9 protein-coding genes are annotated in these 19,237 nt (G+C 64.3%); 7 read left to right on the forward strand and 2 right to left on the reverse strand.

Annotated features, from left to right (window positions below; all coding sequences use genetic code 11):
• The first annotated feature begins 489 nt into the window (after positions 1-489).
• Positions 490-1,287 (forward strand): response regulator transcription factor, encoded by a 798-nt coding sequence (locus BMYO_RS09935; RefSeq protein WP_094668303.1) that lies wholly within the window; start codon positions 490-492, stop codon positions 1,285-1,287.
• A gap of 283 nt (positions 1,288-1,570) precedes the next feature.
• Here BMYO_RS09935 and BMYO_RS09940 read toward each other — a convergent pair whose 3' ends face one another.
• Positions 1,571-4,276 carry a sensor histidine kinase gene (locus BMYO_RS09940; protein ID WP_158216982.1) on the reverse strand — a complete coding sequence of 902 codons (2,706 nt, stop codon included), beginning with the start codon at positions 4,274-4,276 and terminating at the stop codon, positions 1,571-1,573.
• Positions 4,277-4,611: 335 nt separating this feature from the next.
• On the opposite strand from BMYO_RS09940, the gene BMYO_RS09945 reads away from it, so the two are divergent.
• From BMYO_RS09945 to BMYO_RS09960, 4 genes are all read left to right on the forward strand, one after another.
• On the forward strand, positions 4,612-5,955 hold the full coding sequence (locus BMYO_RS09945) for an alpha/beta fold hydrolase (RefSeq protein WP_094668305.1): 1,344 nt from the start codon (positions 4,612-4,614) through the stop codon (positions 5,953-5,955).
• 258 nt (positions 5,956-6,213) lie between these two features.
• The gene (locus BMYO_RS09950; protein WP_158216983.1) at positions 6,214-8,235 is read left to right on the forward strand and encodes a beta-galactosidase; all 2,022 of its coding nucleotides are present in this window, start codon (positions 6,214-6,216) and stop codon (positions 8,233-8,235) included.
• A 275-nt stretch (positions 8,236-8,510) separates the two neighbouring features.
• Positions 8,511-9,359 (forward strand): pyrroline-5-carboxylate reductase, encoded by an 849-nt coding sequence (gene proC / locus BMYO_RS09955; RefSeq protein ID WP_094668307.1) that lies wholly within the window; start codon positions 8,511-8,513, stop codon positions 9,357-9,359.
• Positions 9,360-9,618: 259 nt separating this feature from the next.
• Positions 9,619-11,607 (forward strand): beta-L-arabinofuranosidase domain-containing protein, encoded by a 1,989-nt coding sequence (locus BMYO_RS09960; RefSeq protein WP_094668308.1) that lies wholly within the window; start codon positions 9,619-9,621, stop codon positions 11,605-11,607.
• Positions 11,608-12,142: 535 nt separating this feature from the next.
• Here the strand turns inward: BMYO_RS09960 and pepN are convergent.
• Entirely contained in the window at positions 12,143-14,794 is a 2,652-nt protein-coding gene (gene pepN / locus BMYO_RS09965; protein WP_094668309.1) for an aminopeptidase N, read from the reverse strand.
• Positions 14,795-15,092: 298 nt separating this feature from the next.
• On the opposite strand from pepN, the gene BMYO_RS09970 reads away from it, so the two are divergent.
• Together BMYO_RS09970 and BMYO_RS09975 are read left to right on the forward strand one after the other, a co-directional pair.
• Entirely contained in the window at positions 15,093-17,360 is a 2,268-nt protein-coding gene (locus BMYO_RS09970) for an alpha-galactosidase (RefSeq protein ID WP_094668310.1), read from the forward strand.
• 190 nt (positions 17,361-17,550) lie between these two features.
• Positions 17,551-19,086, forward strand: coding sequence for a peptide MFS transporter (locus BMYO_RS09975; RefSeq protein ID WP_094668311.1), 1,536 nt, complete (start codon positions 17,551-17,553; stop codon positions 19,084-19,086).
• Positions 19,087-19,237 lie beyond the last annotated feature (151 nt).

Below are 19,237 nucleotides of genomic sequence, written 5' to 3' on the forward strand. Positions count from 1 at the left end.
CGGAGCAAACGGATGAAATGTCGGGTTGATTCGTGTTTGGCGTGGCTATCTGCGTTGTGAGGGGTACTTGGGATGGTTTGCAAAGAGGTAACTGCTTTGCAAGGGGTACCTGATGGGTGATATGAAGGGTATCAACGCCGTTGTTGCAGCGTTTGTACTTGGCATATGGACAGTTGGGTACCCCTTGCAAGGCAGATAGGTCTCCGGAAAACGGTGAAAGTACCCCTTGCAACGCAGATATCGCGGATATCCCGCTCGAATGGGGCCGAATCGGGTGGTATTTGCGTTACGAGGGGCTGGTCGGTCCGGCGAATCCCGATGGGAATGCCGCGACGATGCCGGTTATGTTTGCGATTCGAATGCAGGCCAGACCCTCGTAACGCAGATAGCCGTGAAATGGCCAATCGACGGGTGAAAACATCCCCATTCAGGGAACAATCAGGGTGGTGAATCCCTGAAACACGGCGGTAAATCGCATACAGTGGAAGCATGAACGAGAGCAACGGGAACGACGGCATCCGCGTGGTCATCGCAGACGATCAGGAGCTGGTGCGCGCCGGCTTCGCCATGGTCATCGGCTCGCAGGCGGACATGGCTGTGGTCGGGCAGGCGTCCGACGGCACCCAGGCGGTCGCGGCAGCCGAATCGCTGCGGCCGGACGTGGTGCTCATGGACGTGCGCATGCCCGGTATGGACGGCATCGAGGCCACGCGTCGGATTACCGCGCTGGCTTCGGGCGTGCGGCCGATTCGCGTCATCATCCTCACCACCTTCGATCTGGACGAGTACGTGATGGCCGCTATCGACGCCGGCGCCTCCGGGTTCCTGCTCAAGGACACCGAGCCGGAGACCCTGCTCAATTCGATTCGGACGGTGTTCCAGGGCAATGCGATCATCGCGCCGTCCGCCACGAAACGCCTCATCGAGAAGATGATGCAGGACGGCTATGCGCAGCATGGTTCGTTGGGTGGCGTGCCGAATGCCGGTGCCGCCGTCGGCATCGGGGAAGGCAACGACGTCAACGGTGGCATCGGCGCCGGTCATGTTGCGACCGGCCGCGTCTCGAACCAGCCGTGCTACACCGACCCGGAGCTGGACCTGCTCACCGACCGCGAACGCGAGGTGCTCGTCGAGGTCGCCCACGGTCTGAGCAATCAGGAGATTGCGGACAAGCTGTTCATCTCCCTGCCCACGGTCAAGACCCATGTGGCCCACATCCTCGCCAAGATCAACGCCCGCGACCGCGTCCAGGCCGTGGTCTTCGCGTACGACAACCATTTGGTGTGACATCGCCTGGATGTCAGCACCAAAACGACGGTGTTCCAAGGATAACAGGCGCTTAGCGGGTGCTCAGCGGGTGCTCAACAGTTAGGTAACGGGCAACCGGATGTTGCGGAATGTTGCGGAACGGAGACGTGATGCCGCGAACAAGGAAGTCCGAAGCCATCTACCCGATCAAATACTAGATAAGCAAGAAACTCGCCAACGGCAAGGTCGGGGAATACACCGGTTGTCACGCGAGGATTGGCGGCAAATGGGTCAGCGGCAGGACCTACATTCCTGTGGCCGCTTATCCTCGAGCCCGATCGCGCAGCTGGCTGTCCAGCGAGGCGGCCGGCGCGAGCCGCATCTCGGGCGCCATGCCCTCGTGCGCCGCGTCGCTGAAACCGGTCTCGCGCAACACCGCGAGTAGCTGACGCATATGGGCGAGCGCCGACCGGCCGCGCGACCCGATCGCCGCGAACGCCGCCGCAACCTGTTCGCCGCTCGGCTCGGCAGAGCCGTCCAGCATCGCCAAACCCGCATCCGTCTGAACGATCACCGACTCCAGCGTGGCCGCCACCTCGGCCTGCATGGCGGCGCCGATGCGCTCCCGCTCCAGATTCGCGGCCAGCACCTTCTGTCGTTCCTGCTCCGCGCGCAACGCCTCCTCGCGCTGCTGCAGCACCAGCGCGTTCGAGCCTCGCGAACGGGCCCAACGGGCGGCGGCGATGCAGCCGAAGCCGGCGAGCATCACCATGCCTCCCAGCAGCAGACCGCCCAATACCACGGCCACCCAATCCATCACGGTGTATACGGGCGACAGAGCGAGTCTCATCAGCGAACCGATGCCATCCTGGCCGGACGTCGTCCTGATGCCGAAAGCCCACGAATCGATGACCAGCGCCACGCTCACCCAGCGCCACGCCCGTTCGCGGCCGTACAGCACTGCCGAATACACGGATACCAGCGCGAAGACGTTGAGCGGAAGCACCGAAGGCAGGAACAACAGCTGCAAGAATGACAGCACCGCGACGGCCAGCGCGCTGGCCTCCGGGAACCTGCGGCGGAATGCCAGCGGGGCTAGCAGCACGATGGTCAGCAGGGCGGTCGCCACATGGGGGAGCGCCGCGCCGTATCCGGTCTGCCATTGGAGGTCCCTGAACGTGGGCCTGTAGAAGAGCAGCATGAGCAGCACTGCGCCCATCGTGTCCATGAACAGGTAATGTCGCTCGGTCCAACGCGCCAGCTGTGCCACCCAGTTCAGTTCGTGGTTGTCGCCCTGATCGATCGGCTTGGCTCGCAGCCAACGCGCCAGTCTGTACAACGGCTGCGGCAGATGGATCTTCATGTGGGAAAGGATCGGGGTCGGGGAAGCGGATGACGCGGGGGAGGCGATGCCTGATGCGCTTCCGGCCGGGGGATTGTCCGAGGGAAGGTCCGTCATGCTGGCCCTCCTGGTGCCCGCGTCCGCAGCCATGCCGTCCGAGGGGATGCTCTTGCCGTCACGGCTCAGTCCCAAGTTGCCGGCGGCGGGGATGGCCTCCATGGGGGAGGACATGGATTCGCCGTTGGCCCGATGACCGGTGCCGGAGGCTTGGGGTGTGGCGGCGCCATCCGTCCAGGTTACGGCCGGCATGGCAGTATGGCCGTCCGCCTCGCCCGGAACAGGCGCCAGCGGAATCGTGGCCGCCACGATGAACCCGCCGTTCGGCCTAGGCCCAGCCGAGACGCTGCCTCCCACGGCTTCGATGCGTTCGTGCATGCCGATTAATCCGTAACCGGGCCTGTGCCCGTCCTGTGCGGAGGCGCCGCCGCGTCCGTTGTCCGCAATGGTGATGGACAATGCATCGTCCGACCAGATCTCATCGATGGTGACTCGTGCGCCCGACCCGGCGTGCTTGCGGGTGTTGGTCAGCGACTCCTGCACCAGACGGAACACCGCCTCGTCGGCCTTGGCGGACAGGCGCGCCGCATGCGCCACCCCAGTGACGCGACGTGAGACGGGAATGGACCCGTCGAACAGCGAGGGGATGTCCGCGTACCCGCTGGCGCCGCCCGCGCCGTTCGGACCGAACACCGAGAACAGACGCCGCATGTCGTGCTGGGCCCGTTCGGCCTCATGGCGGATTGTGGCCATGGTCCTGCGGGCGAGGGCGAGGTCCCGGGCCCCCGCATACCGGCCGCCGTCCGACTGCACGATGATCGTGGACAGCGTGTGGGCCACCACGTCATGCATGTCGCGGGCGATGCGCGCGCGTTCGGCCAGGGCGGCGATGCGCGTCTCCTCGGCCTCGCGCGCCATGATGGAGGCGTTGCGCTCGCGCATGGCGTTTACGGTGGCCCGGCGTGCCCGCTGCCAGAGCGCCATCACGCTGATGCTCAGCATGCTGACGCCGATCAGGACCGCCAGTATGCCGGCATCCTGCAGCATCCGGGCACCGCATGTGCCGGTGGATGGGCTCAATGTGCCCGCGACGCCGGGGCATGTGTCGCCGGACAGTTGCGTGGTCCAGTCGGTATACGTGCCATTCGCCAACACGTCGAACAACGGGGTCACGTTGAACGTCACCGCCCAGACGCCAGCGGTCAGCAAGGCCATTGCCATCGCCGCCGTCACGAACCGCCATGCATGGCCGGCCGTGCCGTACACCAACACGGAATACAGCATGAGCATCGACAGGGGATCGCTGTCGATCGTGCCCGGACCGAGCAGCAGGTGGGACGCGGTCAGACCCACATACCACCATGCCGCCGGCTCCGGCCGGATGCGGCGCAGCGCCAGCGGCACAACGGCCGGCAGCCCCCACGCCACCATCACCGCGTTTGGGTATTGGAACAGCAGTCCGGGATTGTAGGAATCCCTGGAGCCGACGGTCGACGCGATGGACAGTCCGACGAAGATCAGTGCCAGCACCGCATCGAACGTGAACATCCGGCCCCGCTCGCCCCTCAGCCATGTGCGGGCGCGGGCGAGACGCCGCCGAAGTCGACCGGCCCAATCCACAGTATCCATACCCTTTAGGCTAACCCGCGCGCGGGCCGTATGGCATCGGCCGTAGGGCTGATTCCGTGGGCCGGTTGGGTTTGCGTTGGGGGCTGCGGTGGGCTGGTGGAAGGCTTGAAGGGAAGGACTAGGACTTGGTGATGGGCCTGATATTTGCCGCCCGGACGCTTTGGCGACGGCGGTTTCCGGGCGGCCTACGAGATTCCTCCGGGGGTCGGCGGCGGCCGCGGATTCTCCATGCCGCGTCGGCCCCCGAATCAGCCGGACTGACGCTGCGCGTGCCGAACGCGCGGGCATCCTCGCAGCTGGATTTTCGGACGACCGGACGGGTTACAGTTGCCTGTATGACGTTGCTGAGCAAATACTATGTCCCGGGCCTCGCCATCGAGGACCACTCCATCGACGTGCCGCTTGACTGGACCGGCCACGAGCCGGGTCAGGGATTCGACGGCGAAACCCTCAAACTCTTCTACCGCGTGGTCACGGCGCCCGAGCATGTGCATGACGACCTGCCGCTGCTCGTCTTCCTGCAGGGCGGCCCAGGCGGCGCCGGCCCGCGCCTGACGAGCCTGCAGAGCGAGATCTGGGTCAAGGATGCGGTCAAGCGGTTCCGCATCGTGCTGCCCGACCAGCGCGGCACCGGCAGGTCCACGCCCGTCGATTCGCACACGATGGCGCGGTTCGCCGACCCGCACGATCAGGCGGCCTACCTCAAGCGCTTTCTCGCCGGCTCGATCGTGCGCGACTTCGAACACCTGCGTCTGACCGAATTCCACGGCAGGAAGTGGGTGTCGCTGGGCCAGAGCTACGGAGGGTTCCTGACGCTCGCGTACCTGTCGCTCTACCCGCAGGGCCTGCTGGCCTCGTTCACCACGGGCGGCATCCCGTACGTGGCGGCCGACGCCGACGCGGTGTACTCGCACACCTTCCCGCGCATGATTGAGAAGAACCGCCAGTTCTACGAGCGTTACCCGCAGGACGTGGAGCGCGTGGCCGCCATCGCCGACATCCTCACGGCGTCCGACGTGCATCTGCCCAACGGCGATCCGCTGTCCATCCACCGCCTGCAGCTGCTGGGCAGCGATTTCGGCATGAAGCCCAGCTTCGAACGACTGCACTGGCTGCTGGACACCGCATTCGTGGACGGCGACGGCTCTGCAAGCCGCAGCTCCTACCTCACGGACGGCTTCCTGATGGGCGTGCTCACCTCCACGCAGACTTACAACAAGCCTCTGTACTGGACGCTTCAGGAGTTCATCTACGCGAACGGCGAATGCGAACCGATTCGCTGGGCGGCCCAGCGCGAGCGTGACAAGCACCCCGAGTTCGACCCCTCGCACCGTCCGCTGCTGTTCACCGGCGAGGCGTCGTTCCCGTGGATGTTCGAGGAGGGCGGCGCGCTCATCCCGTTCCGCAACGCCATGGACATCCTCATGGAGGACGGTCACTGGGACAAGATCTACGATCTCGACCAGCTGGCACGTAACGAGGTGCCGCTGCAGGCCGCCGTCTACTACGACGACATGTACGTGGACTCCACGCTGCAGCTCAAGACGCTCAAGAACCTCGGCAACTCGCACGCTTGGGTGACCAACGAGTACGAGCATGACGGCGTGCACAGTGGCCACGTCTTCCAGCGCCTCTTCGAGGAGGCCCTCAACCGCGGCGACCTCGAGGCGCTGTTCTGAGGCTGACTTGTAGCTGATTTGTGGCTTTGGGTCGGTTCAGCCTGTGGCTTCCCTCGTCCCTTGTGGGGATGGGGAGTGCCACAGGCTGACGCCGTCAGTCAGCCAGCAGCCCTGACGTCACGGATTGGGCATAGTGGTGACGGCGAACGGTTGCCCGCCCATCTCGCGCTGGCGGGAGGGGGAGACGCCCTCGTATTTGCTGTAGATCCGCGAAAAATAGAGCGGATTGTCGTAACCGACCACGAAAAGGAGCCAATGATGGCACAACCGATGTTCGACCGCTTCTACTACGGCGGCGACTGGAACCCCGAGCAGTGGGACGAATCCGTATGGATCAAGGACATCAGGATGCTGGAGGACGCCGGCATCAACGAGGCCACGATCAACGTGTTCTCGTGGGCGCAGCTGCAGCCCAGCGAGGACGAGTACGACTTCTCCACGCTCGACAGGATTGTGAAGCTGCTGGTGGACCATCACTTCGGTATCGTCCTGGCAACCTCCACTGCCGCGATTCCCGCGTGGATGGCCAGACGTCACCCGGACGTGATGTACACCGACTTCGAAGGCCGTCGCCACAAGTTCGGCGACCGGCACAACCCCTGCCCGAACTCGCCGACGTTCAAGACGTACGCGCCGCGTCTGGCTGGCAAGCTTGCCGAACGATATGCGGACACGCCCGGTTTGGTGGCATGGCATGTGTCCAACGAGTATGGCGCGTACTGCTACTGCGACAACTGCCGCGACGCGTGGATTGAATGGCTCAAGGCCAAGTACGGCACCATCGAAGCGCTGAACAAGGCGTGGTACACGCACTTCTGGGGCCACACGATCTATGACTGGGACGATATCGTGGTCCCCAACGCGCTGAGCGACGAATGGGAGCCCGGTTGCGCCACACTGTCCTGCGCGGCCATCGACTACCGTCGGTTCATGAGCACCTCCATCACCCGCTGCTTCACCGACGAGCGGGCGGCGATCCGCGAGTTCGACAAGACCACGCCAATCACCACCAACTTGATGAGCGTGTTCATGGATATCGACTACTTCCAGCTGGGCAAAGAACTGGATGTGGTCAGCTGGGACAGCTACCCGCGCTACGATTTCCCGGCTTCCGCAGTGGCCATGCGCCACGACCTCATGCGCGGCGTGGGCGGCGGCAAGCCGTTCATGCTCATGGAGCAGACGCCGAGCCAGCAGAACTGGCAGCCGTACAACTCGCTTAAGCGTCCTGGCCAGATGCGCGTGATGAGCTATCAGGCCGTCGCCCACGGCGCCGACACCGTGCAGTTCTTCCAGCTGCGTCGTTCGATCGGCGGCACCGAGCGGTTCCACGGCGCGGTGATCAGCCACGCCGACACCGAGAACACGCGCGTCTTCCGCGAGGTGAGCCAGCTCGGCGCGGAACTCAAGGAATATGGCAAGGAATACATGGGTGGCCACGTCGAATCGCAGGCGGCCATCATGTTCGACTGGGAGAGCTACTGGGCGATGTACTACTCGTCCGGCCCGTCGGTCCTGCTCAAGTACGTCGATCAGATCCATCACTATTACGCGGCTCTCTACCGTCGCAACATCCAGGTTGACATCATCCCCAGCACTACACCGTCCGATCAGCTCGCGAAGTACCGGGTAGTGCTCGCCCCGGCTCTGCTCATGGTCAAGCCCGGCGTGCCTGATGCGATCGAATCCTATGTGCGCAGCGGAGGACGGTTCGTGGCCACCACGATGTCCGGCATCGCCGACGAGAACGATCAGGTGATTCTCGGAGGCTACCCCGGCGCCTTCCGCGAGCTCGTTGGGTCGTGGGGCGAGGAGCTTGACGCGCTGCCGCCGGAGCGTCCGGTGGGGGTGCGTCTCGAGAATGGCGGCGACGTGACCGGCAGCATCGTGGCCGAGCTCATCCATCCCGTCACCTCCAGCGTGCTCGCCACGTACACCACCGACTTCTACGCCGGTACTGCCGCGGTCACCGTCAACACGGTGGGTTCCGGCAAGGCCTACTACGTGGGCACCCATCTGGACGAGAACGGCATGGACTGGCTCACGGACGTGCTCGTACGTGACGCCGCGTTGGAGACGGTAGACACACCGCATGATGTGGAGGTGCGCGTGCGTGACTACGACGATGGCCGCCAACTCGTGTTCGTACTCAACAACGGTCCCGAGACGCAGACCGTGAACCTTCCCGAGCGTCTGTCCGGCACATCGGTGTTCGATGGCAGCCGCATCGCCGGCCTGTTCGACATCGAGCCGTACGGTCTGCGTGTGATCCGGCTGTAGGCGCCGGGCGCGCTGCTCCGTCTCCGTCCCGACGGTAGGGGCCGATGTGGAACCCCGCCGATGAGACGGAGCATGTGTGTTTACACTCGGCATGTAAAGCTGATAGTTGATAGTCGCGCGGTCCGCATCGAGCCGGAACCGGCCGACGGTTTCCCTATGGGAGCCGGAAGAGGCGGGTTCCGGTTCGGTTTCGATTCGTTTCCGGTTCGTTGGATGATGCGGATCTGCGATTCAACTGCGTTGCAGGGCGGTATCGGGGCCCGGGAAGGAAGCATATGTCCAGCAATCTCACCATCGGTTTCATCGGATACGGGAACATGGCGCAGGCCATCGCGCAGGGGCTTGTGGATGCCGGCGTGGTGCGCGGCCACCAGATCGTGGCCTGCGCGGCCCATTACGACAAGCTCGAGAAGAACGCCGCAAGGCTCGGCGTACGGCCGCTGCACAATCCGGTGGAGGTGGCCGTGGCGGCCGACGTGGTCATCGTGGCCATCAAGCCGTACCAGATCGAGAGCGTGGTTGGGCCGCTGGCCCGCGAGCTCGCCAAGCCTGACAAGTTCGTCGTGTCCATCGCCGCCGGCTGGGATCTGGCGAAGTATCAGGAGCTGTTCGGCGGCGAGGATGCAGGCGATGCGGGGGAGACCGGTAAGGCCGCCGCTGGCGACGCGCCCGCCATCCACATCCAGTGCACGATTCCGAACACCCCGATGGCGGTCGGCAAGGGCGTGCTGGTGACCGAGGCCACGAACACGCTCACCCGCGAGCAGACCGCGGCCTTCGAGGAACTGTTCGCGCCGATCAGCCTCATCGAACGCGTGGACACCGAGCATATGAACATCGCGATGTGCATCGCCGGATGCGCGCCCGCGTTCACCGACATGTACATCGAGGCGCTGGGCGACGCCGGCGTCAAGTACGGCCTGCAGCGCGCGGCCGCCTACCGTCTTGCCGCGAAGATGGTCGAGGGCGTGGGTGCGCTGTACATGGCCACCGGCACGCACCCCGGCGCGATGAAGGACGCCGTCTGCTCGCCCGGCGGCACCACGATCCGCGGCGTCGCCCAGCTCGAGAAGGACGGCTTCCGCGGCACGGTGATCAACGCCGTGGACGCCATCGAGCAGTAGCTTTGGTGACTTTGCCGCGACGACGGCTACCTGAGCGGCAACAGTACAGCGATGACGTCACCGCAGCACCGGCATGGCGGGGTGACGGTGACGAAATGCCATGTCCGGGAAGTCCATCCCCATCCCTGGAGAGGACTCCCGGACATCGGTTCATAAACACTCTGGCTTCGCGTGATGGCGTGGAAGCCTTCTCTACCAACAATGTCCAGACGGCGGCAATCGACGAGGATGCCGCCGATGATACGTCAAGGAGGACGACATGGCACAATACCGATTTCAAACGTTCGACCTGAATCAGGTGAGCATCACCGGCGGCGTTTTCCGACGGCGTGCGGATGCGGTGCGCAGGTTCCTGCTGGAATTCGATCTTGACCGTCTGATGCACACGTTCCGGCTCAACGCCGGCCTGCCGTCCAGCGCCGAGCCTCTTGGCGGCTGGGAAGGCGAGCAGGCCGGCATTCGCGGCCATTGCGTGGGCCATTACCTGTCGGCTGTTTCCAAATACTATGGCGGTGACCATGATCAGGCGTTTAAGGACCGGGCGGACCGGATCGTCGCGATTATGGGGGAGTGCGTCCGCGACGACGGCTATCTGAGCGCTTTCCCCTCCGAAGTGCTGGACCAGCTCGAATCGTGGGAGAACCACGGCGTCGAGGTACCGTACTACACGCTGCACAAAATCCTGCAGGGACTTCTTGACGCACATCGGTATGTCGGCAACCGACAGGCGCTCGAACTGGCGCTGAACCTCGGTCATTACATCGGACAGCGTTTCGAGAAATTGTCCGCATGGAAGACCGACGGCGTACTGCGAGCCACCAAGGTGGACCCGACCAACGAATTCGGCGGCATCGGCGACGCGCTGTACACGCTCTATGACCTCACTGGCGACGAGGATGTGCTGCGCACCGCCGGAATCTTCGACCGGGACTACTTCACTGGGGCTCTGTCCCGCGGCGAGGACGTGCTGGAGGACCTGCATGCCAACACGCATCTGCCAATGATCATCGCAGCGCTGCATCGCTACGATATCACCCACGACATCCGTTTCCTGACCGCGGCGACGAACGGATACCGGTTCATCGCCGGCCGTATGTTCGCCAACGGTAATACCAGTTCCAAGGCAAGCCATCCCGATCCGAACGCGATTTCCGAACGTGCGGAGCATTGGGGGGCGTACGGCGATCTGAGCGGGGCACTCACCGGCGGGGAAAGCGAATCATGCTGCGCGCACAACCTGTCTGTCATCGCGCGCCGGTTATTCGAGATCACCGGCGACGTGACGTATCTCAGGGAACTGGAACAGCTCAAGTTCAATGCGGTGATCAACTGTCTCGATGAACGGACCGGACAGTCGTTGTACCATCAGCCGTTGGGCGTGGGTGTACATAAGAAGTTCGGTCGTCCGTACCTTGACTTCTGGTGCTGCACCGGCACTGGCTGGGAGGCTGGTTCGCACATGCAGCGCGACATCTGGTTCCACAGCACAGCCGTCGATGGCGTAGTGTCTGCCGGTGCGAATGCCGATGCCGGTGTGCCGTTGGTTGTGCTCGCCGAATTAATCCCCTCGCGACTGGACTGGGCGGAGGCCGGCATCGGCCTCACACTCGACACCGATTGGCCCAACAGGACGATTTCGTCGATCGACGTGGCCGTACATGCGCCGACCCGATTCACTCTGGCCATGATGGCGGATCGCGTCTCCGAAGTCACGCTTACGCATGGGCGCGCAATGGACGAAAGGGAGACCGCGGCCCCGGCGGACGTCGTGACGACGGTGCGGGATGGCCTGTACCTTTTCACCGCCACCTTCCATGACGGCGACCGCGTGGCGCTCGATCTGCGCGCCGATATCGAACTGGTGCCGTTGCCGGGTGATTCGACACGGCAGGCCGTCCGCTACGGTAATGTACTGCTGGCCTCATTGGGCGGCGCCGCCGAGCTCGGACCAATCACCGTGAATGAGCTGGATGCTTCCGCGACCCGGCATGAGGACGACCGTTACGGTCTGAGCATCGACGTGTGCCCGCCGCATGTCGCCAATGCCGATATGCTGAGACTGGTCCCCATCTACGCCATCGCTGATGAGGAATACTCCGTCTATCTCAATGTGAACGACGCCGCGACGGCGTCCGCGAGCACGTCACCCGCTGTTGGCGGCAGAACGGAAAGCGAAGCGACGACACTGGCTGGTGGGTATGGATTCCACGAAGCCGCCATCAAGGACACCCTCACACCGACCCATTAGTGATTGAGGCCGATATGGCGTGAGCTGGTTGTAAGCCGGCATGGATTCGGTTCGCGTAGCGTCGGCCTGCGGTACGACTGCGGGGAAAGAGGGATTTTGATGTGTTGTACCGCAGCGGCGCGGGACAACACAGGATGCAAACGTTTGTGGTGCGGATTGTACCGCGGTGCTCGTGTCGAAATCCTTGGAAATAAGCCGTTTTGTGGAATCGGCATCGAGTCGTCGCGTAAGGCGTCGCGGTACGATATGCGGAAAACCGCCGAATTCCCGAATCGTACCGCATGTGTGTGTACACAAAACGCGGTATCGGTGTAAACCCGGCTGTTGTGTACACATACATGCGCATCGTGCCGTGCAGACGGTTGCGGCGGTGTGTTCATCGTTGTACCCATTCGCAGGATTGCTTTGGTCGGGGTGATGGTGGCGATAAAAACGACAGTAACGACCTTGGCGGAGCGAGAATGGCGGCGGAGCCGCGTAGGTGAAATGATGACGGGTGCCGGTGATGCCGTCGATGGCATCACCGGCACAGCATCTACCGGTTGGAGGCCTCGACCTTGGCGGCGCGGCGGGAGCCGTCCACGGCGTCAATCACCAGACGGCGCAGGGCGTCATCGACTTTGCCTGCCGGATGCGCGTCGAGCCAGGCGTCTCCCAAAGCCACCAGCGTCTCGGCGGGCGCGTGCTCCGGATAGAGGAAACGCAGCAGCACGTCCGCTACATGGAAGGATCGATTCTTCCAGATCCACTCCGCCTGCTCGAAATAGGCGTCCGCGTACGGCTCGTAGAGGTCGGCGCGGCCCACATTCGTGTTGAACGCGGGTGCCATCTCCCACAACTGCGTGTGCGACAGCGACTCGTCGTGCAACATGAGGTCCCAGTACCGGCGCTTGACGTCGGGGTCGGGAATCGAGCATTTCGCGGCCAACGCCTGCTCGCGGTTGCCCGAGGTGTCGTTCGAGGCCAGCTCGCGGTCGATGTCCGCCTCGGTGAGGAATCCGCGCGAGGCGAGCGCGCGCAGGATCGTCCACCGCATGCCGTTGTCGATGGCAAGGCCCTCGAACGTCACCGAGCCGTCCAGCAACCCTCGCGCATGTGCCTCGAACGCGTCATCCGTCGCATACTTGTTCAGATACGCGGTGACCAGCTGGAACTGCTGGTCCGAACCGGGCTCGGCGGCGTCGATGAGCTTCCACAGTTCCTCGGAGATGTGCGCGAGCACGGCCGCACGACGCTCCAGCGGCACGTAATGCTGCGCGGTGATCTGCATCTCGCGCATGCTGTAGGTGAACGTGGACGGCTGATGTTCGGTGGCCAACGCCTTGAGCGACAGGTCGATGAACCGTTCGGCGGGGAAGTCGCCGTCTCGGGTCATCGACCAGAACGTCTGCCAGAGCACGGCGCGGGCCAGCGGGTCGGCGAACCGGTACAGGTTGTCGGCGGCGAAGCTCGCCGAACGCGGGTCCAGCCTCACCTTGGTGTAGGTCAGGTCGTCGTCGTTGATGAGGATGACGTCGGGCAGCGGACGGCCCGCGGCTTCGGCGACCGTGGTGGTCTCGCCGTCCACATCCAGTTCGAAGCGTTCGGTGCGGCGCACCTTGCCGGTGGCCTCGTCCAGATTGTAGAAGCCCACCGCGAGACGGTGCGGGCGCAGTACCGGGTATTGCTCGGGTGCGGTCTGCGTCAGCGTCAGTTCGGCGATCTTGCCGTGCGCCCCGGAATCACCGGAATCCCGGGAATCATTGGAATCCCCGGTGGCGGTCACGGACGCCGCGATCGTGTTCATCCCCGGATGCTCGAGCCAACGCTCCGCCCAGACGCGCATCGGCCGACCGCTGGCCTTCTCCAGCGCATCGAGCAGGTCGTTCAGCGTGGCGTTGCCGTAGGCGCGGTCGGTCAGGTACTCGTGGATGCCCCTGAAGAACGCCTCGCGGCCCACGTAGTACACCATCTGCTTCAGCACGGCCGCGCCCTTGGCGTAGGTGATGCTGTCGAAGTTGACGTACGTGTCATTGAGATCGTTGATCGGCGCGACCACCGGATGCGTGGTGGGCCGCTGGTCGATGTCCAGCGCGCCGTACTTCTCGCACGAGCAGAACGTGGCCCAGGCGTCCTTCCATTCGGTGCGCTCCACGCATGACAGATACTCCATGAACGTGGCGAAGGACTCGTTGAGCCACAGGTCGTTCCACCACTTCATGGTCACGTAGTCGCCGAACCACATATGGGCGAGCTCGTGCAGCACGTTGAGCACGCGGCGTTCGGCCACGTTGCCCGCCACCTTGGAGGTGAAGGCGTACTGGTCGTGCATGATGACCAGTCCGATGTTCTCCATCGCGCCGGAATTGTATTCGGGCACCAGCGCCTGGTCGTACTTCTCATACGGGTACGGCACGCCCCACTGCTCGGCGTAGAATGTCATGCCGGCCTTGGTGATGACGAACAGGTAATCCGTGTCCTTGGCCAGCGCGTCGGCGAGCGTCTGCCGGCAGTACAGGCCCAGTGCGATGGTCCGGCCGTCGGGGTTTTCATAGTCCGTATGCCATTCGGCGTATGGACCGATGGTCAGCGCGGTCAGGTACGAGGACATGACCGGCGTGGTCTTGAATCGCCAGTGCCGGACCGGCTCGGCCGGCCCGTCGCCCAAGGTGCCGGGCTCGGTGAGCGCACCAGGCACGTCCTCGCTGGCGACGACGGGCGTGTTCGACAGGGCGATCCACGATGCGGGAGCCTTGAGGTCGAAGGTGAATGTGGCCTTGATGTCCGGCTGGTCGAACACGGCGTAGACGCGGCGTGCGTCCGGCACCGCGAACTGCGTGTACAGGTACACGTTGCCGTCCGCGGGGTCCACGCTGCGCTGCAGGCCCTCGCCGGTCTTCGAATACCGGCCCAGCGCCTTGACCTCCACGGTGTTGTGCGCCGTCAGATCGGACAGCGTGATACGCGAGTCCGCGTAGACGCGCTCCACCGGCAGAGCTTCGCCGTTCAGCGTGATCGATTCGACCTGTTCGGCGGTCAGGTCCAGAAACGTGGACGCTCCGGCGATTGCGTCGAAGTCGATCGTCGTGACGGACGCGAACGTGTCCGGTCCGCGGGTCACGTCCAGTGATACGCGGTAGTCCGGCGTGCCGACGATGGCGTGCCTGCGCTCTGCCGCTTCGTTCTGGGTCAGATTGGTTCCCGGCATATGTTCCCCCTTGCTTGGTGGAGGCCGCGACGGAGCGGCCATGCGCCCCATGCTACTGGCTTGGCGTCGCGCGTCACGTTACCAATGGAGGCATATCGGCGGGGAATCGGGGAACTCGATGGTTTTGTCCACCTCGGTGAAGTTCCGTATACCGGCGGGTAAACAGCGAATGAGAATCCACCCGACCACCGGATTCGTCCATCAATTGGGCCGCTCGCCGGCCGTATGGTTGGAAGCCAGCGGCGATGCGTCGAGGCACCGTCGGCAAGCGAAGAGTCTGAACAGGAGGGTCACGCTCATGCCCATCGTGTATCACGAGAACACCAAGGTCTTCCACATCCACAACCGGTACTTCTCCTACATCATCGACGTGCTGCGCAACGGTCAGATCGGGCAGCTGTACTTCGGTGCGCCGCTGAAGGACCGCGAGAACTTCACCCATATGCAGGTCAACGAGCGCCGCGACATGGACCCGTGCGTCTACGAGGGCGACCAGAGCTTCTCACTGGAGGACACCAAGCAGGAATACCCGGTCACCGGCAACGGCGATTTGCGCAACATGGCCGCCACGGTGGTCAACCCGGACGGCAGCCGCTACGCCGACTTCAAGTACGTCTCGCACGTCGTCACGCCGGGCAAGCCGAAGCTCGAGGGACTGCCCGCCACCTACGTGGAGGACGACGCCGAGGCCGAGACGCTGACCATCACGCTCGCCGACGAGGTCACCAAGGCCGAGTTGGAGCTGTCCTACACGCTGTACGCCGACCGTCCGGTGCTGGCCCGCAACGCGCGCTTCGTGAACCACGGCGACCGGGAGCTCGTACTTGACGCGGCGATGAGCGCCAACATCGACCTGCCGGACGCGCGTTGGAACATGCTCGACTTCACCGGCGCATGGGGCCGTGAACGTCATCTGGACGAACGCCCGCTCAAGACCGGCGTGCAGTCCATCTACAGCCTGCGCGGCCACAGCTCGCACCAGTTCAACCCGTTCCTCATCCTCAAGCGCCCGGAAACCACTGAAACCGCCGGCGAGTGCTTCGGCGTGAGCCTGGTCTACAGCGGCAACTTCCTCGGCCAGGTCGAGGTGGACAACTACCACGTCACCCGCGTGATGATGGGCATCCACCCCGAGGGCTTCGCATGGCGGCTTGGCCCCGGCGCGACATTCCAGACGCCCGAGGCGGTCATCGTCTACAGCGCCGACGGCCTCAACCACATGAGCCAGGCCTACCACGAGCTGTACCGCACCCGTCTGGCCCGCGGCTACTGGCGCGACCGCCCGCGCCCGGTGCTCATCAACAGCTGGGAGAGCACGTACATGCGCTTCGACGAGGACAAGGTGTACGGCATCGCCGCCAAGGCGCACGAGCTCGGCGTGGACCTGTTCGTGCTCGACGACGGCTGGTTCGGCCACCGCGACAACGACGAAAGCTCGCTGGGCGACTGGTTCGCCGACCCGAAGAAGCTGCCGAACGGCGTGGAGGGGCTGGCCCGTCGCATCACCGCGCTCGGCATGAAGTTCGGCCTGTGGTTCGAGCCCGAGATGATCAGCAAGGACTCCAAGCTCTACGAGGCCCACCCCGACTGGATGATTCGCGTGCCGGACCGCACGCCGCTGCACGGCCGCAACCAGTTCGAGCTCGACTTCACCAAGCCCGAGGTGGTGGACTACATCGCCGAGCAGATGGAGAAGATCCTCGGCACCGGACTCGTCAGCTACGTCAAGTGGGATATGAACCGTTCGATGACCGACGTGTTCTCGCAGGGTCGTCCGGCCGAGTTCCAAGGCGAGGTCTACCACCGCCAGATCCTCGGCGTCTACGCGCTCTACGAGCGGCTGACCTCCAAGTTCCCGGAGGTGCTGTTCGAATCCTGCGCCTCGGGCGGCGGCCGTTTCGACGCCGGCATGCTCTACTACGCGCCGCAGGGCTGGATTTCCGACGACTCCGACGCCATCGAGCGTCTGAAGATCCAATACGGCACCTCGTTCGGCTACCCGATCTCCAGCATGGGCAGCCACGTCTCCGCCGTGCCGAACCATCAGGTGTTCCGCAGGACGCCGCTCAAGACCCGCGCGGACGTGGCCTACTTCGGCACGTTCGGCTACGAGCTCGACGTCAACAAGATTCCTCCGGAGGAGCAGGAGGAGATCCGCGCGCAGATCCGGTTCTTCAAGGACCATTACGACCTCATCGCGCACGGCACGTTCTACCGCCTCATCAGCCCGTTCGGCGCGAACCCGGTGGGGCTGCAGGAGGGCGCCGAAACCGCGTGGATGGTGGTCTCCCCGGACCGCTCCCGCGCGCTCGTGGGCTACTACCGCGCCCACCAGCCGGTCAACGAGGGCTACCGTTCGCTCCGTCTCGACGGACTCGACCCGGAGCGCGAGTACGAGGTGCGCGACACCGCCTACCGCATGCCGCAGGTGGACGGCGAGACGTTCTACGGCGACGAGCTCATGCACCACGGATTCGACGTGTCCGACTCCGGCTTCGGCCCGTGGACCACATGGATCTATCAGGGCGACTACCAATCGCGCCTGTTCGAGATCACCGCACGATAAGTCGCGGCAGGTGGAAGCCTCGGCAGGCGGCCCGCCCCACGACGGGCCACTGTCCATCCATCTCATCCGCCTTATCCGTATCAATCCGTCCATCCGTCAATGAACGTCTCTCCCGCGCATAGTGGCGTGGGGGAGACCGCAAAACGCCGCCCGCCCATTTCGGTCGGGCGGCCCTGAAGAAAGGGAAACAATGAACCAACCGACACCGCAGGAGACTGCATCGAACAAGGGCCACGATCTGGCCGAAAAGCTGCGCCACGGCACCCAGTTCCTCGGGCATCCGAGCGCAGTGGGCACCCTGAGCTTCATGAACCTGTGCAACGGCTTCGCCTACGGCGGCATGAACGCGGTGCTCATCTACTTCCTGTACAAGCCGGCCCCCGAAGGCCTGGGCTTCACGCAGGCCGAGGCCTCGCAGCTCATCTCGCTGTACTCCACCGCGGCCCTCCTGTGCGGCCTGGTCGGCTCCTACATGGCCGACCGCGTGCTCGGCCCGCGCCGCGCCCTGAGGTTCGGCCGAATCACCACCTGCCTGGCGTATGTGGTGCTCGCTCTGCCGTTCCTCGGCGTGGTCGGCTACGCGGCCAACCAGATCCTCCTGTGCGTCTCCGCCATGATCACCGGACGCAGCGTCGAGACGCTCGCCGGCAAGATGTACGACAAGCAGGACAAGCGTCGTGACGGTGCGTTCTCCATGCTCTACATCATCAACAACGTCGGCGGCGTGGCCCCGCTCATCACCGGCACCATCGCCCTCGCCACCGGCTACTATCCGGCCTTCGCGCTGTGCGCCGTCTTCGCCGTGCTCGGCGCCGCGTTCTACCTGCTCACCGAGAAGAAGTTCTTCGGGCCTATCGGCGACCAGCCGGACGACCCGGTCGCCCCGGCCAAGCGCACCAGCTTCACCGTCAAGATGATCGCCGGCATCGTCGTGGTCGTGGCCCTCATCGGCATCCTGCTCGGCGCCAAGATCGTGAGCATCGGTTCCTTCGCCACCACTATCAGCACCTGCGCGATCTTCATCCCGATCGTCTACCTCGCCTACATCCTCATGAGCAAGAAGACCACCCGTCCGGAGGCCAAGAGACTCAGCGCCATCATCCCGCTGTACGTGTGCAACGTGTTCGCGATGTGGGTGTGGACCCAGTCCACCTCGATTCTGGCCACCTACGCCGACACCACCGTGGATCGCAACCTGTTCGGCATGACCATCACCCCGGCCGCCTTCCAGACCTGGTCCGCCATCCTCGCCGTCGCGTTCGGCATCATCGTCACCGCGCTGTGGACCCGCCTCGGCGACCACCAGCCCACCGTCGTCACCAAGATGGGCTTCGGCACGATGCTGTGGGGCGCCGGCCCGCTGTTCATGGCCATCCCGTTCATGCTCTACCCGACCGGCGTGAAGGTGAGCCCGATGTGGCTGCTCGTCTTCTACGTGTTCATCATGCTCGGTGAGGCCATCACCTCGCCGTCCGGCTACTCCGCCGCCTCGCTGGTGGCCCCGCTGGCCTTCTCCACGCAGATGATGACCGTGTGGTCCATCTCCCAGTCCACCGGCGCCGCGCTCAACGCGATCTCCGTGAACTTCTACCACGAGGGCTCCGAGGCCGTGTACTTCGCGGCCATCGGCGGCATCACGATCCTCGTGGGCCTGATCGTGCTGCTCTTCACCAAGAAGCTCGGCAAGGTCATCACCGCCCAGGTCGACACCGACCGGAACGCGTGATGCGTGTGATGCGCGCGATGTGACGCCGCCGGGCGGGAGGCGCGGCTTGATCCTCGCGACTCGCCCGGCTGTTCCGTGGCTCCTCGGCTTGGCAGGGGAGCCACAATTATAGTGCGATTGGCCGTGAATCGGCCGGCGCTGTGGAGACGTG

It is taken from the genome of Bifidobacterium myosotis (genome assembly GCF_002259745.1).
GTDB lineage: Bacteria > Actinomycetota > Actinomycetes > Actinomycetales > Bifidobacteriaceae > Bifidobacterium > Bifidobacterium myosotis.